The sequence below is a fragment of the Gemmatimonadaceae bacterium genome, assembly GCA_035533755.1.
In the GTDB taxonomy this organism is placed as follows: domain Bacteria; phylum Gemmatimonadota; class Gemmatimonadetes; order Gemmatimonadales; family Gemmatimonadaceae; genus JAGWRI01.
The window spans coordinates 1-26671 of sequence record DATLTC010000002.1 but is presented as its reverse complement, the minus strand read 5'-3'; the positions used below and the strand labels follow the sequence as shown (position 1 = coordinate 26671).

Annotated in this window: 19 protein-coding genes; 12 read left to right on the top strand and 7 right to left on the bottom strand. The window is 67.9% G+C overall.

Annotated elements, in window-relative coordinates; translation table 11 throughout:
* The 5 genes from VNE60_00215 to VNE60_00195 form a co-directional block, all read left to right on the top strand.
* On the top strand, nucleotides 1-256 hold a 256-nt coding region (locus VNE60_00215), incomplete at its 5' end, for a F0F1 ATP synthase subunit beta (protein HVB29929.1).
* Between the two features lie 11 nt (nucleotides 257-267).
* On the top strand, nucleotides 268-519 hold the full coding sequence (gene atpC, locus VNE60_00210; protein HVB29928.1) for an ATP synthase F1 subunit epsilon: 252 nt from the start codon (nucleotides 268-270) through the stop codon (nucleotides 517-519).
* A 158-nt stretch (nucleotides 520-677) separates the two neighbouring features.
* Nucleotides 678-1847, top strand: a complete 1170-nt coding sequence (locus tag VNE60_00205) for a TonB family protein (protein ID HVB29927.1) — start codon at nucleotides 678-680, stop codon at nucleotides 1845-1847.
* 323 nt (nucleotides 1848-2170) lie between these two features.
* Nucleotides 2171-5281: a SusC/RagA family TonB-linked outer membrane protein gene (locus tag VNE60_00200; protein HVB29926.1), complete on the top strand. Its 3111-nt coding sequence runs from the start codon at nucleotides 2171-2173 to the stop codon at nucleotides 5279-5281.
* A 29-nt stretch (nucleotides 5282-5310) separates the two neighbouring features.
* The gene (locus VNE60_00195; protein ID HVB29925.1) at nucleotides 5311-7008 is read left to right on the top strand and encodes a RagB/SusD family nutrient uptake outer membrane protein; all 1698 of its coding nucleotides are present in this window, start codon (nucleotides 5311-5313) and stop codon (nucleotides 7006-7008) included.
* 118 nt (nucleotides 7009-7126) lie between these two features.
* Here VNE60_00195 and VNE60_00190 read toward each other — a convergent pair whose 3' ends face one another.
* The 3 genes from VNE60_00190 to VNE60_00180 are packed head-to-tail and all read right to left on the bottom strand — an operon-like array spanning nucleotide 7127 to nucleotide 9725.
* Nucleotides 7127-7705, bottom strand: a complete 579-nt coding sequence (locus tag VNE60_00190; protein HVB29924.1) for a hypothetical protein — start codon at nucleotides 7703-7705, stop codon at nucleotides 7127-7129.
* A 45-nt stretch (nucleotides 7706-7750) separates the two neighbouring features.
* Nucleotides 7751-9037 carry a glycosyltransferase N-terminal domain-containing protein gene (locus VNE60_00185; protein ID HVB29923.1) on the bottom strand — a complete coding sequence of 429 codons (1287 nt, stop codon included), beginning with the start codon at nucleotides 9035-9037 and terminating at the stop codon, nucleotides 7751-7753.
* A 19-nt stretch (nucleotides 9038-9056) separates the two neighbouring features.
* Nucleotides 9057-9725: a thioredoxin domain-containing protein gene (locus VNE60_00180; protein ID HVB29922.1), complete on the bottom strand. Its 669-nt coding sequence runs from the start codon at nucleotides 9723-9725 to the stop codon at nucleotides 9057-9059.
* Nucleotides 9726-9896: 171 nt separating this feature from the next.
* On the opposite strand from VNE60_00180, the gene VNE60_00175 reads away from it, so the two are divergent.
* From VNE60_00175 to VNE60_00150, 6 genes are all read left to right on the top strand, one after another.
* Entirely contained in the window at nucleotides 9897-10697 is an 801-nt protein-coding gene (locus tag VNE60_00175; GenBank protein HVB29921.1) for a TPM domain-containing protein, read from the top strand.
* 4 nt (nucleotides 10698-10701) lie between these two features.
* The gene (locus tag VNE60_00170; protein HVB29920.1) at nucleotides 10702-11421 is read left to right on the top strand and encodes a nucleotidyltransferase domain-containing protein; all 720 of its coding nucleotides are present in this window, start codon (nucleotides 10702-10704) and stop codon (nucleotides 11419-11421) included.
* 132 nt (nucleotides 11422-11553) lie between these two features.
* On the top strand, nucleotides 11554-12141 hold the full coding sequence (locus VNE60_00165) for a LemA family protein (GenBank protein ID HVB29919.1): 588 nt from the start codon (nucleotides 11554-11556) through the stop codon (nucleotides 12139-12141).
* 283 nt (nucleotides 12142-12424) lie between these two features.
* Nucleotides 12425-15505, top strand: coding sequence for a SusC/RagA family TonB-linked outer membrane protein (locus VNE60_00160; protein ID HVB29918.1), 3081 nt, complete (start codon nucleotides 12425-12427; stop codon nucleotides 15503-15505).
* Nucleotides 15506-15521: 16 nt separating this feature from the next.
* Nucleotides 15522-16937, top strand: coding sequence for a hypothetical protein (locus VNE60_00155; GenBank protein ID HVB29917.1), 1416 nt, complete (start codon nucleotides 15522-15524; stop codon nucleotides 16935-16937).
* A gap of 83 nt (nucleotides 16938-17020) precedes the next feature.
* Entirely contained in the window at nucleotides 17021-17557 is a 537-nt protein-coding gene (locus VNE60_00150) for an outer membrane beta-barrel protein (protein HVB29916.1), read from the top strand.
* Nucleotides 17558-17569: 12 nt separating this feature from the next.
* On the opposite strand, the gene VNE60_00145 is transcribed toward VNE60_00150, so the two are convergent.
* The 4 genes from VNE60_00145 to dnaE are packed head-to-tail and all read right to left on the bottom strand — an operon-like array spanning nucleotide 17570 to nucleotide 24745.
* Nucleotides 17570-19108 carry a class I tRNA ligase family protein gene (locus tag VNE60_00145; GenBank protein ID HVB29915.1) on the bottom strand — a complete coding sequence of 513 codons (1539 nt, stop codon included), beginning with the start codon at nucleotides 19106-19108 and terminating at the stop codon, nucleotides 17570-17572.
* Nucleotides 19109-20281: a regulatory iron-sulfur-containing complex subunit RicT gene (gene ricT, locus VNE60_00140; GenBank protein HVB29914.1), complete on the bottom strand. Its 1173-nt coding sequence runs from the start codon at nucleotides 20279-20281 to the stop codon at nucleotides 19109-19111. It abuts the gene before it with no gap.
* Nucleotides 20282-20283: 2 nt separating this feature from the next.
* Nucleotides 20284-21249: an acetyl-CoA carboxylase carboxyltransferase subunit alpha gene (locus VNE60_00135; protein HVB29913.1), complete on the bottom strand. Its 966-nt coding sequence runs from the start codon at nucleotides 21247-21249 to the stop codon at nucleotides 20284-20286.
* 1 nt (nucleotide 21250) lies between these two features.
* Entirely contained in the window at nucleotides 21251-24745 is a 3495-nt protein-coding gene (gene dnaE, locus VNE60_00130) for a DNA polymerase III subunit alpha (protein ID HVB29912.1), read from the bottom strand.
* Nucleotides 24746-25691: 946 nt separating this feature from the next.
* Between dnaE and VNE60_00125 the strand changes: the two genes are divergently transcribed.
* Nucleotides 25692-26671, top strand: a 980-nt coding sequence (locus VNE60_00125; protein ID HVB29911.1) for an aminopeptidase, incomplete at its 3' end; no start/stop codon positions are given.

The following is a 26671-nucleotide window of genomic DNA, read 5'->3' as shown; positions in this document are numbered from 1 at the left end:
CATGGACGAGCTCTCGGAAGACGACAAGAAGATCGTCGGCCGCGCCCGCCGCATCCAGCGGTTCATGTCGCAGCCGTTCGCCGTGGCCGAGCAGTTCACCGGCATCCCGGGCAAGTACGTGAAGCTCGAGGAGACGATCAGCTCGTTCGAGCGCCTCGTGGCCGGTGAGTTCGATCAGTATCCCGAGCAGGCGTTCTTCATGGCCGGCGGCGCCGACGACGTGATCGCCAACGCCAAGAAGCTGGCGCAGGGCTGAGGAACGCACACGTGCTGAACGTCTCCGTGATCTCGCCCGAAGCCGTGCTCTTCGAGGGCACGGCCGAGGGCGTCGTGGCTCCGGCCTTCGACGGGCAGGTGGGCATCCTCACCGGGCACGCGCCGATGATGACGCTCCTCGGCAAGGGCGAACTGCGGCTGGGAGAGGGCGCGTCGGCACGCCGGTTCACGGTGGAGGGAGGCTTCCTCCAGGTGGTGAACAACACCGTGCGCGTGGTCACCGAGCGCGCCACGCCGGCATAACCGCCCGGGCACGTGGCGCGGCGGCCGGAGCGGGGCGGGTCCCTTGGGGGGATCCGCCCCGCGGGCGTTCCCGGACCATGGCGTCGGCCGTCTCGGAGTTCGGGGGGCTTGCGGCCCGGTTCCGGAGGTTGCATGAGTCCTTGGCGGGAGGACGTGCGATGCGAACATCGCGATGTGATCGCCTGGGCGGGTCCCGATATGCACTGGCGGTGGCTGCCGCGGCGTTATTGCTGGGTGCCGCCCCGGTGGCGCGTGCGCAGGGCGCCGCGTCGGTCGGCATCATTCGCGGCACGGTACGCGACAGCGCCGACCGCCCGGTGGTTGGTGCCGACGTGGCGGTGGGACCCGAGATCAGGACGCGTACCGATTCGGCCGGTGCATTCGAACTTCGGAATGTGCCCGTGGGCAGCCGGGTGCTGCTCGTCCGGCGCCTGGGGTACGCGCCCCTCACCTCGTTCTGGGACGTGGGGGACTCTCCCCTCGTGCTCGACCTGCGCGTGCACGCGTTCCCGGCGGTGCTCCCCGCCGTGCACGTGACGGCGCGGACGGCCCAGCCCTACGACGCGCGGCTGGCCGGGTTCAACGCGCGCCGAGCGGAGAAGCTGGGCTACTACATCACGCAGGCCGACATCGCCAAGGGCAACACGTTCCGCATGACCGATGCGCTGCTGCGCATTCCCGGCGTGCGGGTGATCACCATGCCGGGCGAGCTCGGTACGTCGGTCACGCTGCCGGGCTCGCGGTGCGCACCGCTCGTGATCGTGGACGGATTCCCGGCGGCGCTGGGGCGGTTCGACCTGAACATGATCGATCTCTCAACCGTCGAGGGGGTGGAGGTCTATCCGTACGGCTCGGCGGTGCCGGCCGAGTTGATGGGACCGTTCGGGATGGAGGGGTGCGGCGTGATCGCGATCTGGTCGGCTCCCATGCGACCGCGCGCCAGCGCGGACCGGCTCCAGTCCGTGAAGCCGGTGGACGTCCAGGCGCTGATCGAGAGCAAGGCCGTGTACCTGCCGGATGCCGTCGAGGAGCAGGCGAAACTTCTGGTGGGGAGCGCACAGCCGGTGTATCCCGCATCGTTGTTGCGATCGGGGACCGGCGGGCGGGTTCTGGCGCGGTTTGTGGTCGACACTTCCGGCGCTATCGAAATGGGTACCGTGACGATCCTGTCGGCAACCGACTCCGCATTCACGAATGCGACTCTTGGCGCGCTGCCCAGCGCGCGGTTCACGCCGGCGACCGTCGGCGGCAAGGCGGTGCGCGAACTCGTGCAGATGCCGTTCGATTTCACGCCCACGCCTCAGGAGCAGAGCCGACGCGTTCCATAATGCGGCTAAGTATTGTACTGTCAATAACTTGACTGCACAGGTCGGTTGGCGTCGGGCGATCGGGGGTGGGTTCAGGTGGCGCATTCGCGGGGTGACCGGCGGCGCGGCAGGTGCGGTCTCTTGCGGATTGTCGTGCTGGACTGCACAATTGGCCACCTCCATTGCTGTTACCCACCTGGTACGCGCCACGGATTCACCCTGAACCGGGTTTACCCCGCCGGTTGAATTCGATGGTTGCATGCCGTTATGCGACTGGTGGTTGTACGTCCTCCCGCCCTCCTTCCCTCCCTCCCTCCAATTGGATGAGGACCCACATTATGACGGTGGATCGACTGAGAGGATGGATTGTCCCTGTAGTTGCCGCGTGCCTGGTAGCATTCACGGCGCAGAAGGCGATGGGGCAGTCCACCGTGGTCACCGGCAAAGTGATGGACGAGCATGGCACCGCAATTCCGGGCGCCAGCGTGTTCATCAATGCGCTCAAGCTGGGCGCGACCACAACTGAAGCCGGCAATTACACCATCACGGTCCCGGATCGGAACGCCCAGGGCCAGCAGGTCGCCGTGAGCGTGCGGTACATCGGCTATGCGCCGCAGACGCAATCGGTGGTGCTGTCCGCGGGGTCGCACCGGCTGGACTTCTCCCTCAAGGCGGACCCGTTCCAGTTGAACGCGGTCGTGACCACGGGCGTGGCCGATTCGACGTCCCAGAAGAACCTCACGTTCACGGTGGCGCAGGTCACCTCGGCTCAGGTGAAGGACGTGCCGGCCGCGAACCCGCTGCTGGCGCTGGCGGGCAAGGTGCCCGGCGTGATGGTGGCGGCCGGCGTCGGCAATCCCGGTGGCGCGCCCGCGATCCGCATCCGCGGGTCGACCTGCTTGCAGGTGGGCTGTAGCGCGCCGCTGATCATCATCGACGGCGTGATCACCACCGAGAGCATCAGCGACATCGACGCGCAGAGCATCGAGTCGATCGAGATCCTCAAGGGCGCGGCGGGCGCGTCGTTCTACGGCTCCAATGCCGCGAACGGCGTCATCGCCATCACCACCAAGCAGGGCCGTGATCTGGCCGAGGGCCACCTGTCGGTCACGGCGCACTCGGAATACGGAACTTCCGGCATCGCGCACTGGCCGACGGTCAACATGGGCACGCGCGACCAGTTCAACGCCGACGGCAGCATCCAGCTGGACGCCAGCGGCAACCCGGTGGTCAACACGTCGGGGTTTGACGACACGCCGTTCCCGTCGAGCGGGGTCAATCGCTTCCGTAACCAGCTCCAGACCTGGCTGAGCGACAACAACTATTACAACAACGACGTTTCGCTGGGCATGCGGCGCGCCAACACGAATTTCAACGCGTCGTTCAGCTCCGACCACAACGGCGGCATCCTGCCGTTCAAGAAGGGCCAGTTCCGGCAGAACGCCCGCGTGAACGTGGATCAGGGCGTGGGCGACAACGCCGACATCTCGGCCAGCATCACGTACGGCAACCAGGACAACGACTACAATCCGGACGTGAACAACAGCCAGGCGTGGTTCGCGCTGTATCAGGCGCCGCCGATGATCGATCTGGCGCACCCGGATCCCACGGACACCACGTTGTACTACCCGGTGCTCCCGTCGTGGGCCAGCCCGAACTCCCGCGGCAACCCATTGTACGATCTGTACACGAATTCGTACCAGGGCAACCGCCAGCGCATGCTCGGCTCGGTGTCGGGCCGCTATCACCCGACCGACTGGCTGCGGCTGGAAGCCAACTACGGCACGGATCGCCTGAGCCAGACCCAGACGAACTACACGCCGCGTGGCACGCTCAGCGGGACCAGCGGTACGCCGGGCCAGGGCAACCTGAGCAAGAATTGGGACAATAACGTGTCGTGGAATTCCCAGGTGCGAGCCACGGCCACGAAGCTCTTCTTGCGGAGCCTGCTGTCCACGACGAGCGTGGCGTACCAGATGGAGAACGTGGACCGGAACAATTTCAATGGCGGCGGCGGCCAACTGAACGTGAACGGCGTGCCCGACCTGTCGGCATTGGCCCAGTCGTCGGTTTACGTGGGTTCGTACATCGACCAGGAAAAGACCACCGACTACATGGTGTCGCAGTCCATCGACCTCAAGGATCGCTACCTGTTCGACGGGCTCTATCGCCGCGACGGATCGTCGCTGTTCGGACCGCAGGCGCGGTGGTCCAACTTCTACCGGATCTCCGGCGCCTATCGCATCACGCAGGACTTCCACATTCCGGGCGTGCAGGAGTTGAAGATTCACGCGGCGCGCGGCACCGCCGGTCTGCGCCCGAGATATGAATACCAGTACGAGACGTACAGCATCTCGAACGGCAACTTCAGCAAGAACACCCTCGGCAACAAGAAGCTGGATCCCGCGATCCTCACCGAGACCGAGTACGGCATCAACGCCGACTTCCTGGATCGGTTCTCGGCCGAGCTGACGTACGCCGACCGCCTCACCAAGGGCGCGTTCCTCCAGGTTCCGCTCTCGTTGGCGGCGTCTGGCGGGTTCAACAGTCAGTGGCAGAACGCGGCCAACATCGGCTCGAAGACGCTGGAGGGCATGCTCCAGACCCGGCTGCTCGACCGCCGCAACGTGACGTGGGATCTGTCGATCACCGGCGATCACACCACGCAGGAGATTCTCTCCATGAACCGCGCGGCGTTCCGCGTGTCGGCCAACGGCGCGCAGGGACAGAACGTGTTCTGGTACCAGGCCGGGCAGCCGCTGGGCCTGATCTACGGACAGAAATTCGTCCACACGTTCGCGCAGCTTCTCGACAATCCGAAGAACGCGGGCGCCGTGGCCAGCAACTACGTGGTCAACCCGCTGGGCTTCCTCGTTCTGGCGTCGCAGCGCGGACAGCCGAACGAGTCGCCGATCCTGTACGTGGACAAGAACGGCAACAGCAACTTCAACATCGGCAACGTGAACCCCAGCCTGAGCTACGGTATCAACAACGATATCCGCCTCGGCCGGCTGAGCATTCACGCGACCTTCAACGGCCAGGTGGGCGGCAGCGTCTACAACTTCAGCAAGCAGTGGACGTTCCAGGACCTGCGGGCCGGCGTCATGGACATGGTCGGCAAGGCGGCCAACCAGAAGGTCGCGGAAGCGTTCTTCTCGGGCGGCCTCTACAACGGCCTGAATGCCGATGAGTACTTCGTGGAATCGGGCGCGTATCTGAAGCTCGGCGAGCTGTCGGCCGGGTACGAGGTCCCCACGAAATTCCTGCCCATGGTCGGCCTCGGTCGTGTCAGCGGACTCAAGCTGTCACTCGTCGGCCGCAACCTGATCACCTGGACCAAGTACAGCGGGTTCGATCCGGACGTGACGGCGGGCAGCGATTTCAACTACAAGATCGACGGCTTCAACTATCCGCCTTTCCGGACGATCACCGGCCAGGTGGAGATTCGCTTCTAACCATCCGCCCAGCCATGGAGCTGACACCTATGCACATTCAAAGAACGGTTGGGGCGGCGCTGGCCGGAGCGGTGCTGATTCTTGGCACCGCTTGCAGCCGCGATCTGAACGTCACCAACCCCAACAATCCCGACGTCTCGCGCGCCATCGCCAATCCGAGCGACGTCGAGCATCTGGCGATCTCGTCGATCAATTCGTGGTACACAGGCAGCACGGCCCGCGATCCGTGGGTCATGCTGAACGTGACCGGCGACCTGATGTCGATGAACTACGGCAACTTCGGGGCACGGTTCAACAACCTCGAACCGCGCATCCCGTATGCCAACGATGCCGCCAATGGCGACATCGAGGTAGCGCAGGTGCCGTGGGACAACCAGTACACCACGCTCGGCGAGGCCAACGACGTGTTGAAGGCCATCGCCAATGGCGTGCAATTGCCCGACGGTACCGACAAGTACAAGGCACTGGCCCTGTGGGCGCAGGCCGGCTCGCTCATGCAGCTGGCGCTCGTCTTCGACAAGGCGTTCGCGGTGGACGAGACGTTCGACGCCACCAAGGGCGCGCCGACGTTCCAGCCGTACAGCGCCGTTTCCGCGTTCGCGCAGACCAAGCTCGACGCGCTCATCGCGCTCACGGCCAACCAGAGCTGGACCTACAGCTCCACCGAGTTCCCGGCTCAGGGTGGGCTGACCGCTGAAATGCTCAATCGGTACGCCAACACGATGGCGGCGCAGCTCCTGGCGTACACGCCGCGCACGGCCGCCGAGGCCGCCAAGGTGGACTGGACGAAGGTGCTGGCGTATGCCGACAAGGGCATCGGCACCGGTTCGGCCGGCCCGCCGTTCGACTTCACGGTCGTGGGCGACGCCAACCTCTGGTGGTCGGAGTTCATGGACTACTTCGACCTGCCCAGCTGGATGATGGTCGATCTGAAGTTGATCCATCAGATGGCCCCGAACGTGCCGAGCAGTTACACCGGCGCCCCCGCGGGCGGCACCGCCGGGTACGATGCCATGTGGGCGCCGCAGCAACCGGCGGACGCCCGGTTGGGAACCGACCTGACCAACGTCAACTCGTACACGGCCGGCACGGATGACAAGACCGACTTCGTGTACGCGCGCCAGGTGCAGGGTAGCGCCAGCCGCGGCATCTACATGCAGAGCCCGTACTATCACGTGCGGTATATCGGCGTGTCGTGGCAGGCGAACGTGAGCAACCTCGGCCCCATGCCGTACACGCTGGCGGCGGAGAACGATCTGCTCAAGGCCGAAGCGCTCATCCGTACGGGCGGCGATCGCAACCTCGCGGCGCAGCTCATCAACAACACGCGAGTGAACCGCGGGCATCTGCCGCCGATCACGGCGTCGGCCAGCGATGCGACCTTCCTGCAGGACATTACGTACGAGCGCGAGGTCGAGTTGGATGCGACCGACGGGTTCGGGTTCTTCGCGCTCCGCCACATGGATCAACTCCAACCCGGCACCCTGAAACATCTGCCGGTTCCGGCCACCGAGCTGGAAACGCTCAACCTGCCGGTCTACACGTACGGCGGCGTGGGGCTCCCGGACATGAACATGGGCTCGTTCACGCCTGGGCGGAGTCTGGCGCTGGCGCTGAGCGCGTACCAGGCCGGGCCGTGGAGGCCGTTGCCTCTGCCCAGCGGCCGGATGATGGAATTGCCGTCGCCCGTGATCCGGCGCGCGCCATTGAGGGCGATCAGTCGGTGATCACGTCGTGACGTAGTGCCGCAACATCAAACGGGCGCATACCACTTTCGGTATGCGCCCGTTTGCTTTCCGGCGTTCACCGGGCGCGCCCCTCCGCGGGGCGTGCCCGGCGTCGCGCTCAGGAGCCGCGCTGCTGGAGCGTGAGCTCGGCGCAGGTCAGCACTTCGGATTCGTCCTGGCCCAGGGTGCCGCTGTTGTAGACGTTCGCGTGGTACCGGCCCGTGGTGGGCATCGGCATCGACATCACCACGTCCAGATCGCCGCCGCCGTTGCTCACCGTGAGCTCCGGAAATTGGGCCACCGCCATCAGTGGGATCGTGTTCGATCCACAGCCGCCGGAGGCCAACGCCCAGTGCAGGCGCACGGGATCCTGGATGGGCACCGAGAGGCGCATCCGGACGTGCGTCTGGGTGGGGTCGGGAGCGTCCAGGGTGATCGTTCCCGACGCGGTGTTGCGGCCACGAACCCCGAACGTGCCGGTCTCCTGCTGCACGGCCCGGAAGTTGCCCGACCATTGAAGCATGGCGGGGCCGAGCGCGCCGCTTGCGGCCTCCGACCGGACCGAGGCAGCCCCACCGGCGCTGCCCGCGCCCGATGCACACCCCGCGCTCACCACGGCGAGCAGGCCGAGCGACGTGGTGTAGACGATGTTGAAGCGCACGACCACACTCCTGCTATAGTAGATGCGCAATAGCATACGGACCCGCGGGGTGGGGGGGAAGAGCGCCGTGCCGCCCGCCGATCAGCGCTCCAGCAACCTCTCCACCAGCCGCGCCGACCGCTCGGCCGCTCCCAGGCCGGACTCGATCACGCGCCGCGCCCGGGCTCCCGCGTCCGCCCGCCGGTCGGGTGAATCGATCCATCGCCGCAGGGCGGCGGCCAGGGCCGTCCGATCGGGGGCGCTGACGCCGGCGCCCTGCGCCACCAGGATCACCGCGTCGCGGCTGGCGGCGTGGCGGGGCCCGAACAGCACGGGCGCCCCGAATGCCGCCGGCTCGAGCACGGAGTGCAGGCCGGCGCTGTGGAATCCCCCCCCCACATAGGCCACGTCGGCCAGCGCGTACAGGTCGCCGAGCACGCCCACGCGATCCACCAGCACGATGTCGGCGGCCGCGGCATCGCTCGTCCCGAGGCGCGCGAGCGGGATGCGGGCCTCCCGCGCCCATCGCTCGATGGGCGCCAGATGTTCGGGCGTGGGCTCGTGCGGGGCGATGATCAGCCGGAGCCCGGCGGCGTGCTCGCGGCACGCCGCGTACGCATGCAGCAGCGGGGCCTCGTCGGTGGGCCAGGTGGAGCCGGCGACGACGGTCGGCCGCGACGACGCCAGCGGTCCGAGCAGGCCGCCGCGGCGGTCCACGCCCTCGGCTCGCGCCCACACCTGGTCGTACCGCGTGTCGCCGGTGACCTCCACCACCTGTTCGCGCACGCCGAGCCGCACCAGCCGGAGCGCATCCTCGGCGTCGATCGCGCCCACCGCATCGAGGGCGGCGTAGGCATCGCCAAGGAGCATCGCCGCCAGGCCGCGGCCGCGGGACGAGCCGTCGGCCAGCGTGGCGCTGATGAGCCCCAGGCGCACGCCGCGCGCGGCGGCGGCGCGAGTCAACGCCGGCCATACATCGAGCTTGCTGAACACCAGCGCGCGGGGCGCCAGGGCGTCGAGCGCGGCGCGCGCATCTCCCGTGGTGTCGAACGGGAGGTAGTCGCGAAAATCCACGTCGAGCGACGCCGCGAACCGCTCGGCGCTGGGCGAGTAGTGCGTGTACGCCAGTTGGAGGGCCGGATGCCGGGCCCGCAACAGCGCCAGCACCGGGCGGGCCTGGAGTCCCTCGCCCACCGACGGCGCGTGCATCCAGAGCAGCGGGCGCGCGGGGTCACGATGCGCGGCCGCCCATCGGGCGTAGCGGCGCCGGATGCCTCGCCGCGCCGCGAACGTGCGGGCGAGCTTGGACCCGCCGGCGGGAGCGAGCGCGGCGCCGAGCCGCGCCAGCTGAGCCGTGGCCGCATACAGGGGGCGAAGCGCGGCGCGCACGGAAGGCGGCGGCTCGGGGCTAGTGCTTGCCGGCCTTGGCCAGGGCGTCGTCGATCGCCTTCTGGAAGCTGGCGGTGGGCGCGGCGCCCTCGATCTTCTGCCCGCCGATGAAGAAGGTGGGCGTGGAATTGACGCCGTTGTTGCGCAGCCGGTCGCGGTCGGCGTTGATGATCGGCCGGGCGGCGTGCGTGGCCACGCAATGCTTCCAGGCGGCCACGTTCACGCCGGCCCTGGCGGCGAGCGTCTGGAAGAACGCCGCCGGGTCCTGCGGGCCGTCCCACTGGGGCTGCGTGGTGAACAGCGCGTCGTGCATGGGCCAGAACTTGCCCTGCGCGGCGGCGCACATCCCGGCCTCCGCCGCCTGCATCGAGTGCTCGTGCATGGACAGGGGGTAGTTCAGGAACGCGAACCGGATCTTCCCGGTGTTGATGTATTCCTTGAGGATCGTGGGATACGTGCTGTCGTGCCATTCCTTGCAGAACGGGCACTGGAAGTCGCTGGCCTCCACGAGCCACACCGTGGCCGTGGGCGACCCCTCCACGCGACCGGCATCCGCCCGCGGCGAGATGGAATCGGGCGCGGCGGGCGTCGGCGCCGCGCTCCGCTGAGCGTGCACGGGGCGGGCGGTCAGCGCGGCGCCCGCGAACATCAGCGCGGCGAGGGGCAGTACGAAACGGGTGCGAGACATGGCGTGCGGGGTCGATGATTCGGCGGGAGAAACACGGGCGCTCGATGCGTCGTACTAAGCTAATGCGGCCCGGCGAGGCGCGGAGGAGGGCCATCTGCTGGCCTCTCGCCCCGCGTCCCGCTAGACTCGACGGAGCGTTGGCCGGCTTCTCTTACCCGGAATCCACCTTCAGTGTTCGTCTTCTCGTTGCTCGCCGGAGTCATGGCGCTGTGGCAGGCCGGCACCCTCCAGATTCCCGCGGCCACCGGGGTCGTCAACGACTTCGCGCACGTGTTGTCGGCCCAGACCGTGGATGTGCTCACGAGTCTGGCCGAGCAGGTGCGCACCAAGTCCCGCGGCGAGATCGCGATCGTCACGCTGCCCAATCTCCACGACCGCGATCCCAGCCAGACCGCGCTGGAGATCGGGCGCACGTGGAAGGTGGGCAAGCTGGGCGATCCCGGCGATCCTACGCGGAACGCCGGGGCCGTGATCCTGATCGTGCCCAAGGAGACCAATCAGGACGGGCGCGGCTACTGTCGCATCGAGACCGGGTACGGCACCGAGGGGTTCATCACCGATGCCGACGCCGGTGACATCTGTCGCGAGGCCACGCCGTACTTCCGCACCGGTGACTATGCCGACGGCACGGCGCTGGTCACGGCGCGCGTGGCCCAGCGGTTTGCGCAGGAATTCCATTTCACGCTCGATTCCACGTTCACGGTGCCGGCGCCCGCGGAACAGGAGCCAAGCGGACAATCGGGGGGCATTCCACCGTTCGCCCTCATCGTTGTGCTCTTTCTCGTGCTGTCGCTGCTCGGCGGCAGGCGCAGCGGCTGCTTGCCGCTGCTGTTCTTTGGCGGGCTGGGTGGATGGGGCGGCGGCGGCGGGCGCGGCGGGTTTGGCGGCGGCGGATTCGGAGGCGGCGGCGGATTTGGCGGGTTCGGCGGCGGTGGCGGGTTCGGTGGTGGTGGCGGCGGCTCTTCCTGGTGATCCTATGGCAAAGATGACTCTCGACGATCTGGTGGCGCAGCTGCGCGCCGTGTTCAAGGACGGGCTGCACGCCGTGGTGCTTTACGGGTCGGCCGCGGCCGGCGAGCACATCCCCAAACGATCCGACTACAACGTGCTCGTGATCGTGGATGCGCTGGACACGGCGCGGCTGCGCATGCTGTCGGCCACGGCACGGGGATGGCGCGCCGCCGGCAATCCGCCGCCGCTCACGTTCACGGTGGACGAATGGCGGGAATCGGCCGACGTGTTTCCCATGGAGTACGCCGACATGCTGGAACGGCACCGGCTGTTGCACGGCGAGTCGCCCTTTGCGGGGATCCGCGTGGACCGGGCGGACCTGCGGCTGCAGGTGGAGCATCAGGCCCTGGGCAAGCTGCTGGCGCTGCGGCAGGGGCTGCTCGCGTCGGGCGACGATGCGCGGGCGCAGCTCGAACTGCTGGCGTCGAGCCTGAGCACGATCATGGTGATCTTCCGGGCGGTGGAGCGGCTGCGGGGCGAGAGCCCGTCGCGAGACAACGCGGCGCTCAGCCGGTCGGTGGCGGGGGCGGCGGGGGTGGATGCGGAGCCGTTCCTGCAGGTGGTGCGCCACGTGCGCGGCGAGACCAAGCTGGCCGCCGCCGCGGCGCCGGCGGTGATGGACGGCTATGTCCAAGGGATGGAAGGCGTTGTGCGGTACATCGACCGGTTCGCGGTCGAGGGGTAGCATCGGGAACTTGAGGCAGGCAGTCTTCGTAGGGATGTGCGTGGCGCGCCGCGGAGCAATCGTGGCGCCGCCCTCGGCGCCGCCGGAACGCTTTTTCGGCGCCGGTTCACCATCGGGAACGAGGTTCACTCCATGAAACGTCGCTGGCTCCCCGTAGCGCTCGCCCTGCTCACCAGCGGGTGCGGATACAATCGCATCCAGACGTTGGACGAGCAGGCCTCGGCCGCCCAGAGTCAGATCCAGGTCCAGCTGCAGCGTCGCGCGGACCTGATCCCCAATCTCGTGAATACCGTGAAGGGCTATGCGCAGCACGAGGAGGAGATCTTCAACAATGTGGCCAACGCGCGGTCGCGGCTGCTCAACGCCGTGCAGTCGGGCGATCCCGAGCAGATGGCCAACGCCAACCAGGGGATGACCGGAGCGCTGGGCCGCCTGCTCGCGATCTCGGAGAACTATCCCAACCTGAAGGCGGACGAGGAGTTTCTGCGGTTGCAGGACGAGTTGACCGGGACGGAGAATCGCATCGCGGTGGCGCGCGGCGACTACAACGACGCGGTGCGGATGTACAACGCGTATATCCGCCAGTTCCCGCAGGTGCTCACGGCCAAGGCCATCGGGTCCAAGGACCGGAAGTATTTCAACGCCACCGAGGCCGCGGCGGCGGTGCCGAAGGTGGACTTCTCGACGCCCAACGCCCCGCCGGTTCCGAAGCCGAAATAGGCGGGTGGTGCGGGCAGGTAGATCGCCGGGGCAGCCTTCGCTGCCCCGGTTTTTCATGTCGCCTGGGGTCCCCTCGGCGGTCGGCCCTCGCGGGTTTGTCAAAAACACACAAAGATGAACGTGTAAACATATGGGAGCGTGACGTTATCGACCGCACGCACGGTTTTCATGTCCGGAGCAATTGCGCGGCGCCAGCATGTCCGCCGCGCGCAGTGTCTGGGCCTGCCACCTCTCCACCCGTGGCGGGACCCCCGCGACCCTTTCATCCCGACGGGAGACATCGATGCGGAATCTGGTGCGAGGCTTCTTCACGTCGCTGGTTTGCACGGCATTGGGCGCCGGCATCGCCAGCGCGCAACAGGTCGGCGCAGTGCACGGCCGAGTGACCGACAAGGGCTCCGGGGCCCCGATCGCCAACGCCGTGATCACGATCGTGGGCACGCATCGTGGCGCGCGGACCGACGACAACGGTGAATACCAGGTGACGGGTGTTGCCGCGGGCGCGCGCATGGTGCGCGTCAACCGCCTCGGGTATTCGGCCTCCACGCAGCAGGCCACCGTGCCGGCCGGGGGCGAGGTGACGGTGAACTTCGGGCTGACGACCGCGGCCACGCAGCTGGAGGAGGTGATGGTGACCGCGACCGGTGCCACGGAGCGCAAGCGACAGAACGGCAACGACGTGGGCATCATCTCGATGAGCAAGGACGTGAACCTGGCGGCGACTCCGAACTTCACCGACGTGCTGTCGGCGCGGACCGCCGGCCTCACCGTGTCGGGAACGTCGGGCGAGCCCGGCACGAGTTCGCGCATCCGCATTCGCGGCGCCAACTCGGTGTCGCTGTCCAACGAGCCGCTGATCATCATCGACGGTGTGCGCGTGGACAACAGCGCGCAGTCGTTCAACCAGAACACGGGCGGCCAGACGATCAGCCGTTTCGACGACATCAATCCGGAAGACATCGCGAGCATCGAAGTGCTCAAGGGGCCGGCGGCGTCGGCGCTGTACGGTACGGCGGCGTCCAACGGCGTCATCCAGATCACCACCAAGCGGGGCCGCGCCGGCAGCACGCTCTGGCGCACGTTCGCGGAAGGGGGATCGATGGTGGATCCCACCAACTATCCGTCGGCGTACTACAACGTGGGCACGACGCTCGCGGGCGCGCCGTTCAACGGCTCCTGCACCAACGACCGGACGACCCTCGGGCTGTGCAAACAGGGCTCGATCGTGAGCTTCAACGCCGAGCAGTTCTACCATGTGGAAGGGCAGGGCAACACCCGGCATTTCGGGCTGAGCACGTCGGGTGGAAGCGACCAGGCGCAGTACTTCATCAGCGGCGACGTGAATCGCGCCCAGGGCACCGTGGCCCCCAACCATGACAACGGGTTCAGCCTGCGCACGAACGTCACGGCGCAGCTCAAGCCGAACATCAACTCGACGGTCACCGCCAACTACGTGCAGCGCGACGTGGGGCTGCCGCAGAACGACAACGACATCTATGGCGTGATGGGCAACGTGCTGCTCGGGCACGCCTTCAACTGCGCGCCGGGCGTGGCGCCGACACAGTGCCATGGCGACACGCTGAGCCGCGGCTTCTACTCGGCGCCGCCGTCCACCTTCTACTACTGGCCCATCACGCAGGATGCCAAGCGGTTCCAGGGCGGGGCGAACACCACCTGGCAGATGACGTCGTGGCTCACGGGTGTGGGCCAGGCCGGGATGGACGTGAACAACATGCTCGACCAGAGCATCGATCCGGCCAACGTCGTGACCTGGATCAACCAGGGCCTGATCAACGGCTCGGCCAACCAGGTTCGCGGGCAGAACCTGGATTACACCGCGCAGGGAAGCCTGGTGGCCACGCATACGCTGCCCCACTGGTCGAGCATCAATACGTCAACCACCGTGGGCGGCCAGTACGTGAACGAGCAGCAGCACACGACGTCGGCCAGCGGCACGCAGCTCGTGCCGGGCACGGCCTCGCTGGCCACGGCCAGCGCCAACAAGAACATCGGCGAGAGCAACCAGACCATCATCACGGTGGGCGGCTACGTGCACGAGCAGTTGGCGTGGCGCGATCGGCTGTTCCTCACGGCGTCCATCCGCGGCGACGAGAACAGCGCCTTCGGCCAGAACTTCAAGCTCGCCTACTACCCCGCGCTCAGCGCGTCGTGGGTGGTGTCGGACGAGCCGTACTTCCACAAGTTCTTCGAAGCACAGAACCTGCTGAGTTCGCTGCGTCTCCGCTCCGCCTATGGCGTCTCGGGGCAGAAGCCGGGCTTCCGGCAGGCGGATACGTATCTCAACGGCGCGGCGGTCGCGGCGCCCGGCTCGCAGGAACTCACCGCCGTGGTCATCGGCGGCACGGGCAACGCCAACCTCAAGCCCGAGATCTCCACGGAATCGGAAGTCGGCGCCGACCTCGGCCTCTGGCAGGACCGCGCGAGCCTGACGTACACGCATTACAGCAAGACGACCCGCGACGCGCTCATCGCGCGCACGCTGGCCCCGTCGCTGGGCGTGAGCAGCACGCAGTTCGTGAATCTGGGCCAGGTGTACAACGCCGGGAATGAGCTGCAGCTCGACGCCACGGTGCTCGACCGGCGCGATCTCAAGTTCGAATTGTCGGCGTCGGCCTCGAACAACACCAACAAACTGGTGCATCTGGGCAACGGCATGCCGCCGATCGTGTTCAACAACGGCGATCAGATGCACCGCGAGGGGTATGCGCTGGGCGGCTACTGGCAGCGCAAGATCCTGTCGTACGCCGACCTGAACGGCGACGGCATCCTGAGCCGCGCGAACTGCGCGGGGCAGCCCCAGGTGCCCGGCGCCGGAGCCTGCGAGGTGGTGCTCAGCGACACCGCGATGTACCGCGGCAGCCCGCTGCCCACGCGCACGCTCACCGTGTCGCCGGAGTTCACGCTCTTCCAGACCGTCAAGCTGACGGCGCTGTTCGACTACCGCGGCGGGTTCTACAACTGGAACTTCACGCAGGAATTCCGCTGCACCGTCTCGGCGTTCAATACGTGCCCCGAGGTGAACAACCCGCACGCGCCGTTGGCCGATCAGGCGGCGGCCATCGCGCGTCTCGAGGGATCGAGCTGGGGGTACATCCAGCCCGGCGACTTCACCAAGCTGCGCGAGGTGTCGGCCACGATCACGCTGCCCACGTCGTGGGCGCATCGCCTGAACGCCTCGGGCCTCTCGCTCACCGTGGCGGGCCGCAACCTGCACACCTGGACCAAGTACAAGGGATTCGATCCCGAGATCAATTCTCAGAGTCCGACGGGCTTCTCGACCACCGATTTCCTGACGCAGCCGCCGCTCCGGATGTGGACGACGCGTCTGGACGTCTCCTTCTGAGCCGCCACCCCATTCCATGAGCGACAGACGAATGATGACCACTGCATCCCACCGCACGTGGCGCCGCATCGCGTCGCTGAGCGCGCTCGCGCTCGGTGGACTCGCGGCCACGGCCTGCAATCTCGACAAGGTGCTGAAAGTGAACGACGTGGACGTGGCGACGCCCGCGTCGGTGTCCAGCGTGTCCGGTCTGCCGGTGGTGTACGCCGGCGGCCTGGCCGATTTCCAGGCGGAACTCACCGCCGTCGACGGCTCGATCACGCTCCCCGGCCTGCTGGCCGACGAGCTGCGCGACATCGACACCTTCCCCACCCGGATCGAGGTGGACCAGCGGCACACCCAGGTCACCAACGGCACGGTGAACGGCTGGTACCGCGCCATGCACCTGGCCCGGGCTTCGCTGGAGCGCGGCGCGGCGGCGTTCGCGCAGTTCGCGCCCAACGACATCCGGAACGCCGAGCTGCACGCGCTCGACGGGTTCAACTACATCATGTTCGAAGAGGACTGGTGCAACGGCGTGGCGTACAGCGAGTTCGTGAACGGCGCCGCGACGTACGGCGCGGCCAACACCGGCGCGCAGACGCTCACCCTGGCCATCGCGCAGTTCGACTCGGCGCTGGCCATCGCGCCGGCCGGCTCGAACATCGCCTACCTGGCGCAGGTGGGGAAGGCGCGGGCCCTGCTCGACAACGGCGACTACGCCGGCGCCGCGGCGCAGGCCGTCAATGTGCCGGTGACCTTCCAGTACTTCGTGTACACCTCCCAGAACAGCGGGCGGGAAAACAACGGCGTGTACACCAACGTCGGCCCGCTGAGCAAGCGATACGCGGTGGCCGATCTGGACGGCACCAACGGACTGGGCTTCCGCACCGAAGGCATGAACATCGCCGGATCCACGGGTGACTGGCGGGTGCGCTACAACCAGTCGGGCGTCGGCCAGGATGGCCAGTCGCCGGCGTTCTATCAGCAGAAGTACCCCTCGCTCGCCGCCCCGGTCGTGCTGGCCGACGGGATCGAGGCGCAGTTGATCGTGGCCGAGAACGATCTCAAGCTCGGGGACGTGACGGGCATGTTGGGGATCCTGAATGCGCTGCGCAGCAACACCACGATCGCCAACCGCATTCCGTACACGCAGGCGGGACAGACCCCGCCGGCGCCCCTCCCGCCGCTCGTCGATCCGGGGACCACGGACGGCCGCGTGAATATGCTGTTCCACGAGCGCGCGTTCTGGATGTATCTCACCGGCCACCGGCTGGGCGATCTGCGGCGCCTCGTGCGCCAGTATGGCCGCACTCCCGAATCGGTCTTCCCCACCGGCAACTACCAGGGGGCGGCGGGCGGCGTGATGGGGTCGGACGTCAACTTCCCGATCACGGTGGATGAGCAGAACAACCCGGTCGCGGGCGCGTCCTGCCTGGACCGGAACTCGTAACACTCCCCGACGTTCGGGGTAACGAGAGCGGGAGGCTTCTGGTGAAGCCTCCCGCTTTCACATGTTCGAGCCCAGGAGACTCGATGATACCGTTTCGCCTCCGCACGATCGTTGCGGCGCTGTTCGCCTTCGTGGTGGTCCCCGCCGGCATCGCCGGCGCCCAGGACGCCGCGCCCACCATGCACTTCGGGGCCAGCGCGGGCCTCAACATCCCGCTCAGCGATCTCAGCAGCGAGGTGCAGACCGGCTACGTGCTCAACGGCCTCGCGGCCGGCACCCCGCGGGGGTGGCCGGTGGCGTTGCGCGGGGAGCTCTCATACGCCGGGTTCAGCGGCAAGAAGGGGATGGTGAGCCAGAACATCACGTCCCTCATGATGAACGTCGTGCTCCCCATCGCCGGGGCGGGCGACACCCCGTACTTCATCGGCGGCGTGGGCCTCAACCACATCAGCACCTTCGCCGGCCTGAACTCCGAGAACGACCTCGGGTTCAACTTCGGCGGCGGATGGAAGTGGCAGCTGGGCGACATGAGCAACTTCGTGGAGCTGCGGTACTACTACGTGAGCCACACCGGAGTCTCGCGCCAGATGGTGCCGCTCACCTTCGGCGTCATGTTCTGACGCGGTCCGGCGTCAGGCGGTCCGTTCGGGCTTGGGAAAGAGCGGATCGCCCTTGGTCACGCGCCAGCCGGCGGCGTCCAACGCCGCGAACGCGCTGAACCGCTGATCGGCCACGCGGCCGGGCCCGCCCAGCTGCTCCCACAGCGTCTGCGTCTTGGCCGGCATGAACGGCTGCAGCGCCACGCACTGTCGCGCCAGCTGCCGGATGAGCGTGCCCAGCGTGGCGTCCAGCTCGCCGGCCTGCGCCGGATCCTTGGCCAGCTTCCACGGCGCCTGACGGTCCACGTATTCGTTGCCCCGCGCCACCGTGAGCCACACCACGCGCAGCGCCTCGTGCAGCAGGTACCCGCGCGAGCCGTTCATCGCCGCGTGATACGCCGCGTAGTCGGCGGCATCCGCCTCGTCCACCGCGCCCCGCGCCGCGGCCGGCACCACGCCGTCGCGATACCGCGCCACCATGGCGATCGTGCGGCTGGCCAGGTTGCCCCATGCGTTGGCGAGATCGGCGTTGTACCGGTCCTCGAACCGCTCCCACGAGAAGCCGCCGTCGCCGTCGAAGGGCACCTCGCGGGTGAGGAAGTAGCGGAACGCGTCGGGCCCGAACCGGTCGATCGCGTCGCCCAGTTCGAGCTTCACGCCGGCCGACTTGCTGAACCGCTCCCCGCCCAGCGAGACGAACCCGTGGGCCCACACGGCCTCGGGCAGGGCGAGGCCCGCCGCCTCGAGCATCGCCGGCCAGATCACGCAGTGGAGCCGCGTGATGTCCTTGCCGATCACGTGCAGCTGCGCCGGCCAGCGCCCCGTGTACGAGGGGTCGGGATAGCCGGTGGCCGTGAGGTAGTTGGGCAGCGCGTCGAACCACACCCAGGTGCCCTGCTCCTCGCCGCCGCTGGTCGGGATGGGGAAGGGAATCGCCCACGCCAGCCGCGACCGGGTGATCGAGATGTCCTCCAGGCCCTGGTCGAGCAGCGACAGGATCTCGTTGCGGCGCGTCTCCGGCCGCAGGAACTCCGGGTGCTCCGCGAACAGCGTTTTTAGAAATTGCTCATATCGCGTGAGCCGGAAGAACCAGTTGTGCTCCTCGGTCCACTGCAGCTCGCGGGTGGGGTGGGTCACGCACTTGCCGTCCACGATTTCGTCGTCGCGCTTGAACAGCTCGCAGCCCACGCAGTACCACCCTTCGTACGCCTGCTCGTAGAAGTCGTCGGGGTGGCGCTCGTGGATGCGCAGGATCAGCGCGCGGACGCCGGCCTTGTGGGCCGGCTGCGTGGTGCGGATGAACTGGTCATACGAGATGTCCAACCGGGCCCACATCGCCTCGAACGACGCGGCGATGCGATCCACCAGCGCCTGCGGCGGCACGCCGCGCTCGGCCGCCGCCTGCGCCACCTTCTGCCCGTGCTCGTCCATCCCCATCAGGAAATGGACGTCGGCGCCGAGCAGCCGTTGATAGCGGGCGATCGCGTCGGCGCCGATCTTCTCCAGCGCGTGACCGAGGTGCGGCTCGCCGTTCGCGTAGTCGATGGCGGTGGTGATGTAGAACTGGGACACCTAGGCTCCGTGGGAATGCGGGGCAGCGGGGGGGGACTCGGGCGGTTCGTCGGCGGGCGCCGCGGGGTCGGCGTCGGGACGCTGGCCCTGGCCCGCGGCCCCGCGGTTGCGGCGCCCGCCGCGGCGACCGCGGCGGCGATGGGGCCGGCGCTCGCCGGCGGCCGATGCGCCACCGGCCTCCGTGATCGGCGGCGGCGCGGCCGATTCCGGTTCGTCCGCGGCCGGCGCCGAGTCCTCGTCGCCCTCGTCGGTCACGCGGCCCTCGCTGGTCACGTCGAGGGCAGGCTCGGACGCCGGCGCCGCGGCGGCCGTTCCCACGCGCAGCCAGCCGGCGTCGGGGTCGGTGCGCGCCACTTCGTCCCGCAGCTCGTCCAGCGGCACCGTGCGCGGCTCGCCTTCGGCGCCCCGCAACACCACCCGCTCCCGGAAGATGTCGTTGGACAGCACCTTCTCCTCGCCGCGCGCCGTGACCAGCACGCGCCCCTCCTTGGGAAACCGCTTGCGGCTCTGGACGTAGAACTCGTGCTCGTAGCGCAGGCAGCACATCAGGCGCCCGCAGGCGCCCGAGATCTGCGTGGGATTGAGCGACAGCCGCTGGTCCTTGGCCACGCCGAGGTTCACGGGCAGGAGTTCGGGCAGCCACGACGCCGAGCAGTATTGCCGCCCGCACCGTCCCACGCCGTCCAGCCGCTTGGCTTCGTCGCGCACGCCGATCTGCTTGAGCTCGATGCGCGTGCGGAACGTGGACGCCAGCTCGCGCACCAGATTCCGGAAGTCGACGCGCTTCTCGGCCGTGAAATAGAACGTCAGCTTCTTGCGGTCCCACTGCCATTCGGCGTCGGACACCTTCATGACCAGGGCGTTGGCCGTCACGCGCTCCATGGCCTTGCGCCGCGCCTCGTCGTCCTGCGCCCGCAGTTCCTCCAGCCGCCGCACGTCGTCGTCGCTGGCCAGGCGGCGGGCCCGTCGCGCCGGGAGGGCCTTGCCGTACCCGTGCGAGGTGCCCGCGTTGCGCGTGGCCGCGCGTTCCCCCACGGCGTGCACGCGGCCGACGTCCTCGCCCCGGTCGGCCTCGACGACCACCGGCGCCTTGAGCGCCGGCAACTCGTCCTGCTCCCAGATGAAGAAGTCCTTGCGGTTGCCCTTGAATGCCACTTCGATCAGATGCGCCACGACTACTCCAGGAACTGACCCATCCGCAGGAACTTCTCGCGGCGCCGCCGCACGAGCTTGTCCGGCTTGAGCCGCCGCAATTCGTCGAGGTTGCGCAGCAGCGTTTCCTTGACCGACGCCGCGGTGGTCTCGAAATCGGCGTGCGCCCCGCCCGGCGGTTCGGGAATGATCTCGTCGATGACCCGCAACTCGTACAGATCGGCGGCGGTGATCTTGAGCGCCGAGGCGGCCTTCTCGCGCATCTCGGGGCTCTTCCCGTCCTTCCACAGAATCGCCGCGCAGCCCTCGACCGAGATCACGGAATATACCGAGTTCTCGAGCATCATCACGCGGTCGGCCACGCCCAACCCCAGCGCCCCGCCCGACCCGCCCTCGCCGATCACCGTGGCCATGATCGGCACCTTGAGTCGGCTCATCTCGAACAGATTGTGCGCGATCGCCTCCGACTGGCCGCGCTCCTCGGCGCCCAGGCCGGCCCAGGCGCCCATCGTGTCGATGAACGTGATCACCGGCACGTGGAACTTCTCGGCCAGCTTCATGAGCCGCAGCGCCTTGCGGTAGCCCTCGGGATGGGGCATCCCGAAGTTGCGCCGCACGATCTCCTTGGTGTCGCGCCCGCGCTGGTGGCCGATCACCATCACCGACTCGCCGTCCAGCCGCGCCCATCCGCCCACGATGGCGGGGTCCTCGCGGAACAGCCGGTCGCCGTGCAGCTCCACGAAGTCCGTGAACGCCAGGCGCAGGTAGTCGAGCGTGAACGGCCGCTTGTTGCTGCGGGCCACGAGCACGCGCTGCCACGGCGTGAGGTTGCGGTAGATCTCCGCGCGCAGCGCGGCGAGCTTCTGTTCCAGCGGCGCCAGCTCCGCGGCCACGTCCATCTGGCGGTCGCCGGCCAGCCGCCGGAGCTCCTCGATCTGGTGTTCCAGCTCGACGAGCGGTTTCTCGAACTCCAGGGAGGCCGCGGTCATGCTAGTTCCCGCGCACCAGGCGCACGCGCTCGGTGCCGAGCACGGCGCGCAGGTCGGTGAGCGCCGCCTGCGTGGCCGACAGGCGCAGCGACCGCGACTGCAGGCGCTCCGTGGGGCCCGAGCCGTCGGTCCACCGCACTTCGAGCGGCGGGCTCCCGACGTGGGAGGTGGCGTGCGCCTCGATGACCGAGCGTATGTCTCGCATGATATCGGCGCTCACGATCTCGTCCGGCGTCAGCTCGATGGCCACGGCGACCTGCCCGTTGAGGCGCAGCTCGGCGAACGGCGTCACCGACGCGACGATGAAGGTTGGATGGTCCGTCTCCTGGTCCCGGCGGGAATACCCGCCCTTGATCAGCACCGGCACATCGGTCCGCAGCAGGTGGCCGATCAACCCCCAGGCTTCGGGGAATACCAGCACCTCCGAAGATCCCGAAAAATCCTCGACTGTCAACCGGGCGAACTCCGAACCCGTCTTCTTGCTGGTCTGGCGCTTGATGGCCGTGACCACGCACCCGATGGCCACCTGGTCGTTGGTCCAGCTGCCCAGTTGGGCCACGGTGCGTGTGGCGAACAGCTCGCACTCCACGCGGAACGGCTCCAGCGGGTGCCCGGAGATGTAGAAGCCGAGGATCTCCTTCTCCTTGGCCAGGCGGTCGGACTCGCTCAGCGGGGCCACATTGGGCAGTACGCGATGCCGTTCCATGGTGTTGGCGGCCGGCGCCGCGCCCATCGCGCCGAACAGCGACCCCTGGCCCATCGTGCGCTCCTGTTGCATGAGCGAGGCTTCGTGCAGCGCGGTGTCGAGCGTGGCCAGGTACTGCTGCCGGTGCCCGCCCAACTCGTCCAGCGCGCCCGATGCGATCAGCGCCTCGAACACCCGCTTGTTGCACAGCCGCAGGTCCACCCGTTCGCAGAGGTCGAACAGATCGGTGAACGGCTTGTCCCGGCGCGCCGCGAGAATCGAATCGATGGCGCTCCGGCCCACGTTGCGGATGGCGCCGAGGCCGAACCGCAGCCGCTTGTCGCCCACCACCGTGAACTTGTAGCCCGACTCGTTCACGCTCGGCGGCAGCACCTCGATGCCCAGCTCGCGGGCCTCGTTGATGAACTTCACCACGTTGTCGGTGTCGCCGATGGACGAACTCAGCAGCGCGCCCATGAACTCGGCCGGATGGTAGGCCTTGAGCCACGCCGTCTGGTACGAGATCACCGAGTAGGCCACCGAGTGCGACTTGTTGAAGCCGTAGCGGCCGAACGTCTCGATCTGGCCGGCCAGCTCCTCGATGATCTTGCGATCGTACCCGCGCCCCACCGACTTCTCCACGAACTTGTCCAGTTCCTTCTTGATCAGCTCGGCGTCCTTCTTGCCCACCGCCTTGCGCAGCACGTCGGCTTCGGCCAGCGAGATGCCGGCCAGGAGCTGGGCGATGCGCATCACCTGCTCCTGGTAGGTGATCACGCCGTACGTGGACTCGAGCACCGCCTGCAGCTCGGGCAGCGCGTAGGTGACCGCCTCCTCGCCGCGCTTGCGCCGCTGATATACGCGGTGCATCCCGGCGTCGAGCGGGCCCGGCCGCATGAGCGCGTTGGAGGCCACCAGATCGTCGAACCGGTCGCAGCGCATGCCGCGCAGCAGCTCCGTGGCCAGCGCCGATTCGAACTGGAACACGCCGATCGTGCGCCCGGCCCGCAGCATCTGGTACACGCGCGGGTCGCCGTCGTCGATGGCCGTGAGGTCGGGCCGCTGTCCGGTGGACGCCTCGATCGCATCGAGCGCGTCCTTGATCACGGTGAGCGTGGTGAGCCCCAGGAAATCCATCTTGAGCATGCCCGCCTTCTCGAGCGCGCCCATGTCGTACTGCGTGACCACGACCGACTCGTCGCTCCCGGCGCCGGCGCCCTTGGACGCCTGCGTGCACACGGGCACGTAGTCGTCCAGCGGTCCCGGCGCGATCACCACCCCCGCCGCGTGCACCCCGGTGTGCCGCGACAGCCCTTCGAGCGCGATCGCGTAGTCCAGCAATTGCCGGTACCGCTCGTCGTTGCGGTAGAGCTTCTTGACCTCCGGCACCTCGGCGATGGCTTCCTTGACCGTGAGCGAGAAGTTCGGCTGGTTGGGCACGAGCTTGGCCAGCGCGTCGGTCTCGGCGGGCGTGAACCCCAGCACGCGGCCCACGTCCTTGATCGCGGCCCGCGACTTCATGGTGCCGAACGTCACGATCTGGCCCACCGATTCGCGCCCGTACTTCTGGCGCACGTACTCGATCACCTCGCCGCGGCGCTCGAAGCAGAAATCCACGTCGATGTCGGGCATCGACACGCGCTCGGGATTCAGGAAGCGCTCGAACAGCAGGTCGTACTTGAGCGGGCAGACGTCGGTGATGCGGAGCGAGTACGCGACCAGCGATCCCGCCGCCGATCCGCGGCCCGGGCCCACCGGGATGTCCCGGTCGCGCGCCGCTTTAATGAAGTCATATACGATCAGGAAGTAGCCGGCGTAGCCGGTCTTCGTGATCACGTCCAGCTCGTAGTCCAGCCGCTGCTGCACGGGCTCGGGCAGGGAGTCGCCGTAGCGCTCCCTGGCTCCGGCCGTGGCCAGCCGCACCAGCAGTTCGTTCTCCGACGACACGCCCGCGGGCAGCGGGAACGACGGCACGTGGTACGTCTTGGTGAACGCCACGTCCACCTGGTCGGCGATCGCCAGCGTGTTCGCCAGCACGTCGGGGCGGTCGGGGAACCGCTCGGCCATCTCCGGCGCGCTCTTGAAGTAGAGCCCGCCGTCGTACCGCATCCGGTCGCGCGCCTCGCGATCCTTGCCCAGCCCGATGCACAGCAGCACGTCGTGCGCGTCGTGGTCCGACCGGGCCAGGAAGTGGGCGTCGTTGGTGGCGATCACCGGCAGGCCGACGTCCTTGGCCAGCGCGAACACGCGCTCGTTCAACTTGGCCTGTCCCTCCGAGTCGTGGGCCTGCACCTCGAGGTAGTAGCGGTCCTTGAACACCTCCGCGTACCACGACGCCACCTCGCGCGCCCCCTCCATGTCGTCCTGCTGCAGGTGGTAGGCGATCTCCCCCGCCAGGCACGCCGACGACACGATCAGCCCCTCGCTGTACCGGGCCAGCAGTTCGCGATCCACGCGCGGCCGCGAATAGAAGCCTTCGGTGTACCCCAGCGACGACAGCTTGGAGAGATTCTTGTAGCCGATCAGATCGCGGGCCAGCAGCACCAGATGGTAGTACGCCTTGCCGTTCGGCCCCCGGGCGCGGGCTTTCCGGTCGCCCGGCGCCACGTACGCCTCCATACCGATGATCGGCTTGATCCCGGCCTTCTTGGCGTGCTCCTGGAACGACCACGCGGCGTGGAGGTTGCCGTGGTCGGTGATGGCCAGCGCCGGCTGCTCGAATTCCTGCGCCCGCCGGATCAGGTCGTCGATCCGGTTGGCGCCGTCGAGCAGCGAGTACTCGGAATGGCAATGGAGGTGTACGAAGGACATCGGCGGTAAGATAGCGCCGCTGGCGGGGGGGCGTGAGCGCCCATCGTCGACGTTGGGTGCCATGGAACACGGGCGCGCGCGCGTGCATGCGGCGCGCCATCCCGGCATCCCATTCCGGCATCTATGACCGGGCATCTACGACTTGGGATTCGGATGCGGCGGACTGACCGGAATCCAAACGGATGCGTGCTATGGAGCTTCGGGAGCGAGCGCCCCCAATATTCTTGATCCGTGGCATTCCGCACATTCGTCGCATCCGTACCCAACTGCTGAGAGCGCCGCTCTGAGCCTGTCGCTGACCATTCCGGCATCTACGACTTGGGATTCGGACGCGGCGGACTGACCGGAATCCAAACGGATCAATGCCAGGGGGCTTCGGGAGCGAGCGCCGATCGGGAGGGCCCCGGCGCCACCACCCGTTGCCCAGCGCGCCCCCAATGCCCTTGATCCGTGGCATTCCGAACATTCGTCGCATCCGTACGCAACTTCTGAGAGCGCCGCTCCGAGCCTGGCGCTGACCATGCCGGCATCTACGACTTGGGATTCGGATGCGGCGGACTGACCGGAATCCAAACGGACGAGTGCCAGGGGGCTTCGGGAGCGAGCGCCCCCAATATTCTTGATCCGTGGCATTCCGCACATTCGTCGCATCCGTACCCAACTGCTGAGAGCGCCGGTCTGAGCCTGTTGCTGACCATTCCGGCATCTACGACTTGGGATTCGGATACGGCGGACTGACCGGAATCCAAACGGATCAATGCCAGGGGGCTTCGGGAGCGAGCGTCGATCGGGAGGGCCCGGGCGCCACCACCATTTGCCCAGCGCGCCCCCAATATTCTTGATCCGTGGCATTCCGCACATTCGTCGCATCCGTACCCAACTGCTGAGAGCGTCGCTCTGGGCCTTGCGCCGACCATTCAACGCTGAGAACCTGAAATTCAATTCCATGCGCATTCGCACCGTGCTGCTCCGCGTCGCCCTCGGACTCCTGACCCTGGTTGCCGGCTACCTGGCCCTCGCGCCCACCGGGCGCTATCTGCTGCGCGCCGGATGGGAGGAGGGGAAGATCCTCGCGCACCGGCACCCGATCAGCGCCATCGTCGCCGACCCGGCCACGCCGGCGGCCATCCGGGCCAAGCTCCAGGTGGTGCTCGCTGCTCGCGCGTTCGCGGCCGACTCGCTGGGGCTTGCCGCCAAGCAGAGCTTCACCACGTACTCGCAGCTCCAGCACGACACGCTGGTGCTCGTGCTCTCGGGCGCCTATCGCGACCGGCTGGCGCCCGTCACCTGGTGGTTCCCCATCGTGGGGCGCGTGCCCTACAAGGGATTCTTCGACTTCGCCGCGGCGCGCGCTGCCGCGCGCTCCCTCGAAGCCGGCGGGATGGACGCCTATCTCCGGCCGTCGCCGGCGTTCAGCACGCTCGGGTTCTTCAACGACCCGCTGCTCTCCACGTCCATGGAAGACGATTCGCTGGACCTGGCCAACACGGTAATCCACGAACTCACGCACAACACCTACTACGCGAGCGGCCAGGCGGTGTTCAACGAGTCGTTCGCCAACTTCTCGGGCGCGCGGGGCGCCGAGCGGTTCTTCCGGTCGCGCGGCGACTCGTCGGCGGCGGCCGCCGTGGCGGCGCGGTGGGACGACCAGAAGATCCTCGCCCGGTTCTGGGACCAACTCTATCGGTCCATCGATTCCGTATATCGCGCCCACCCCGAGAGCGCCGAGGCCCGCATCGCCGCGCACGACACCGTGTACGCCCGGGCGCGCGAGCAGCTGGTGCAGCAGATCGGCCCGCAGCTCCGCACCATCGACCCGCGCTATCTGGTCACCATGCGGCTGGACAACGCCGTGTTGCTGGCCCAGCGCATCTACCTCACCGATCTCGATCTGTTCGACGCCGTGTACGACCGCGAAGGCAAGGA

Coding starts and splice junctions, on each gene's coding strand:
- VNE60_00205 (HVB29927.1), top strand. CDS start 678: ATGCGAACATCGCGATGTGATCGCCTGGGCGGGTCCCGATATGCACTG.
- VNE60_00195 (HVB29925.1), top strand. CDS start 5,311: ATGCACATTCAAAGAACGGTTGGGGCGGCGCTGGCCGGAGCGGTGCTG.
- VNE60_00190 (HVB29924.1), bottom strand. CDS start 7,705: ATGCTATTGCGCATCTACTATAGCAGGAGTGTGGTCGTGCGCTTCAAC.
- VNE60_00180 (HVB29922.1), bottom strand. CDS start 9,725: ATGTCTCGCACCCGTTTCGTACTGCCCCTCGCCGCGCTGATGTTCGCG.
- VNE60_00170 (HVB29920.1), top strand. CDS start 10,702: ATGGCAAAGATGACTCTCGACGATCTGGTGGCGCAGCTGCGCGCCGTG.
- VNE60_00165 (HVB29919.1), top strand. CDS start 11,554: ATGAAACGTCGCTGGCTCCCCGTAGCGCTCGCCCTGCTCACCAGCGGG.
- VNE60_00160 (HVB29918.1), top strand. CDS start 12,425: ATGCGGAATCTGGTGCGAGGCTTCTTCACGTCGCTGGTTTGCACGGCA.
- VNE60_00155 (HVB29917.1), top strand. CDS start 15,522: ATGAGCGACAGACGAATGATGACCACTGCATCCCACCGCACGTGGCGC.
- VNE60_00150 (HVB29916.1), top strand. CDS start 17,021: ATGATACCGTTTCGCCTCCGCACGATCGTTGCGGCGCTGTTCGCCTTC.
- VNE60_00135 (HVB29913.1), bottom strand. CDS start 21,249: ATGACCGCGGCCTCCCTGGAGTTCGAGAAACCGCTCGTCGAGCTGGAA.
- dnaE (HVB29912.1), bottom strand. CDS start 24,745: ATGTCCTTCGTACACCTCCATTGCCATTCCGAGTACTCGCTGCTCGAC.